This is a genomic window from Nostoc cf. edaphicum LEGE 07299 (genome assembly GCF_015207245.1).
Lineage (GTDB): Bacteria > Cyanobacteriota > Cyanobacteriia > Cyanobacteriales > Nostocaceae > Nostoc > Nostoc edaphicum_B.
In genome coordinates this window covers 1-2859 of record NZ_JADEXF010000883.1, presented here as the reverse complement: position 1 = coordinate 2859, position 2859 = coordinate 1, and the positions used below count along the sequence as shown (strand labels likewise).

Annotated in this window: 2 protein-coding genes; both read left to right on the top strand. The window is 44.9% G+C overall.

All coding sequences use genetic code 11. The features are described 5' to 3' along the window. Nucleotides 1-1379 (top strand): hypothetical protein (locus tag IQ229_RS22145; RefSeq protein ID WP_228013649.1); only part of this gene is annotated, 1379 nt, incomplete at its 5' end. Between the two features lie 950 nt (nucleotides 1380-2329). Next, a partial coding sequence (locus IQ229_RS22140; RefSeq protein WP_457852510.1) for a reverse transcriptase N-terminal domain-containing protein occupies nucleotides 2330-2859 on the top strand: 530 nt, incomplete at its 3' end.

Sequence of the window (2859 nt, the reverse complement as noted above, 5' to 3'; positions counted from 1 at the left end):
GTGGGTATCGTCGGGTTAGGGATTTGTTGTCTGCGAAGAAAGTAGTTGATACTCTGCCAGAGGAACTCAAAGACAAGATTACTAAGCCTTCTCAAACCCGCTCTTTGCTCCGACTCGTGGAAACTCCCGATAAGTTAGAGCAAGCTGTTGCGATCGCAGCCAAAGAAAAACCCTTCCCCACTGCTGCCGATTTTGCTAAAGCAGTGCAGCAAGTCGCACCAACAAATAAACGCGCCGCAAAAAGCGAAAACCCTAAAACGCAATTGTGTAATTCTGTCACTGTTTCACAAGAATCACACCCAAGGTATGGGGATTCGGGAGTAATTGAGGCAGACGCACCAAATCATTGGCAGCAGATTGTTACCTTTGCTGATGGCGAGAGGCTGCTCATCAACAATGCTGATTTGGATGCCCCAAGCGTTCCATTCCCTAGAGAACGTACTTACCCAGCAGAATATACGGAAGCGATCGCTGCTATTGAAGAACGCCATAAACAGGAACTAGAGGGACTTTCCCAGGAATTGAGGATTGGGCTACAAGCAGAAGCTAATGCCAGAGCCGAAGAACAAGCTAAAGAGCAGGTAGAATCCTTACAAAAACTCTTCAAGCAACAAAAAGAGCAAAACATCCAGTTGCAGCAGCGCCTAGACGAAATGGAATCACTACGGCAGTTGGAAGCTGAGAATCAACAACTCAAGCAACGTATTCAGGATTTGGAAAACGCTGTAGAACAACGCCCTTCCCAACAGTGGGGAAATACCATGACCCAGCAAGCTACCAAAGCTTTGAACAAGCAGGTAAAACTTACACTGGAGAAGACAATTGATTTGCGATCGCTAGCCCAAGAACCGCCAAAAGAAAATGCCCAGGAATGTCTGCGGCTGATGGGCATGGCTTTGAAAAACCTTGCCAGTGCGATGAATAACACTCAGGCATTGGAGGCAGCAGCGATAATTCTGGGAAGTGAACCTACACCAATTGCGATCGCATATCGAGCCGAGCAATTGGAAATGCTGCCCCAGGCTGTTAGCGATATTAGATCAGTGCTGGCTAAACCTGGGTGTACATGGCAGGACTATTGGGCAGTGACGCAAGAGTATGAGGTAATTAAACAGGACTACTGGGCAGAATTAAGCATAGAAGAAATAGATTTAATTTCCACACTCCAGAACGCATCCTCTCAACCAGACATCATTGGTGTAGGCTCTATCGTTGCTCACGCTGACCCATACCGTACTTTGTATGTGGAAAGGGGTGAAGTGGTAGAGGATTTGGGCGAAGAGATGGTGGTTGCCTGGGATCACTGGAAGGAACAATCGAAAAAGACTGATAGGTATTTCCGAGACGAATTGCGATTCTGGCAACCGGAAAAAGAGTAGGTGAAGTTGTTGATTAGAGCGATTGCTTAGTTAAAAACTGTGCAATCACCCTATGAAAAGTGTCTCCGCCGCAAACGGTAGACAACAACACGATTATAACAATGTAGCTAGTTGTACTGCCAAATGTACTGATAACTTTTAAGACCGATAAATAGCAAACCAAACCCTGCATCACAGTGGGGGAAATTTCCGTGCGTCAATATAAATAGGAGATTGTACGATGACTGCAACTATTACAAAACCCAAGCTCAAAAAGGCTGCTAGTAAACCACAATCCCCATATAAAAGGCTTCATGTCATTATTCCCATCGAAGATATGTTATGGGTGCGATTCGTTCACTCGAAATGAGTAGAAAATGCTCAAGGATGAGTGACATTTGAGAGATAACCCTTAATGGGTGGAGTTCGCACTTTAATCTCTCTCAGATGATAACTGAATAACCATGAGGGTGAATCCAAAGGAAACTAAAGAAAAGTCCCTCTTCGTAAGTGCAACGGTAACAGCATCATCCCTACGGTAGCGACTAGCCATCAATCCGTAAAGCGGGATGAAAAGGAGGTAAAACTGGTAGCCTAAACTGGTTCCCTTCGAGCATGAACCCATGAATAGCGAAAGCAAAGATGCGTCTGAACCATAGTTATATCTAACCAGCGAAATAAGGCTTATTGCGCTGGAGCCAAAAGGCAAAGGATAACGGGGCTGGCAATTCCGTAGTTGACCATTTTGCACTCCCAATAAACCCTGTGGACAGCATCATTCTAAAGGTTCAAAACAATGGTTATTCGGAACGAAGTAAGCTCTCGTCTGCCCTCAGTAAGGTCGATAACTGAGTAGGTGCTAACCGTATGCAACGAAAGTAAAGATTAGGTCAGAAGCGAAAGCCCTATTGTAATGACAGGGATATGCTGACGGACTTACGGTGATTTGGAATGTAAAGTTATGAGTAGCAATGCAAAAGTCTAATACACGACAAATTGCTCCCAAACCAACTAAAAACGGTTTTCTTCCTCTGAAGACTAACCGAATTAAGAAGGTTTTGAGTAATGACTCGATGGTGGAATGGAAATACATCAACTGGCGTAAGTTGGAAAGACGTGTTTTTAAGTTGCAAAAACGAATTTACAAAGCATCTCGTCGTGGTGATGTCAAAGCATTTCGCAGACTCCAGAAGACGTTGATGAAGTCCTGGGCAGCAAAGTGTTTATCGGTTCGTCGGGTAACACAAGACAACCAAGGTAAAAAGACGGCAGGAGTGGACGGTATTAAATCACTATCCCCAGAAGCACGTCTTAAGCTGGTTGTCAAATTAAAACCTAACTCAAAGGTAAAACCGACACGTCGGGTATGGATTCCCAAGCCAGGAACGGATGAGAAACGACCTTTGGGTATTCCCGTAATGAACGACCGAGCCTTGCAAGCGCTAATCAAAATGGCATTAGAGCCAGAATGGGAAGCGCGATTTGAACCTAACTCATACGG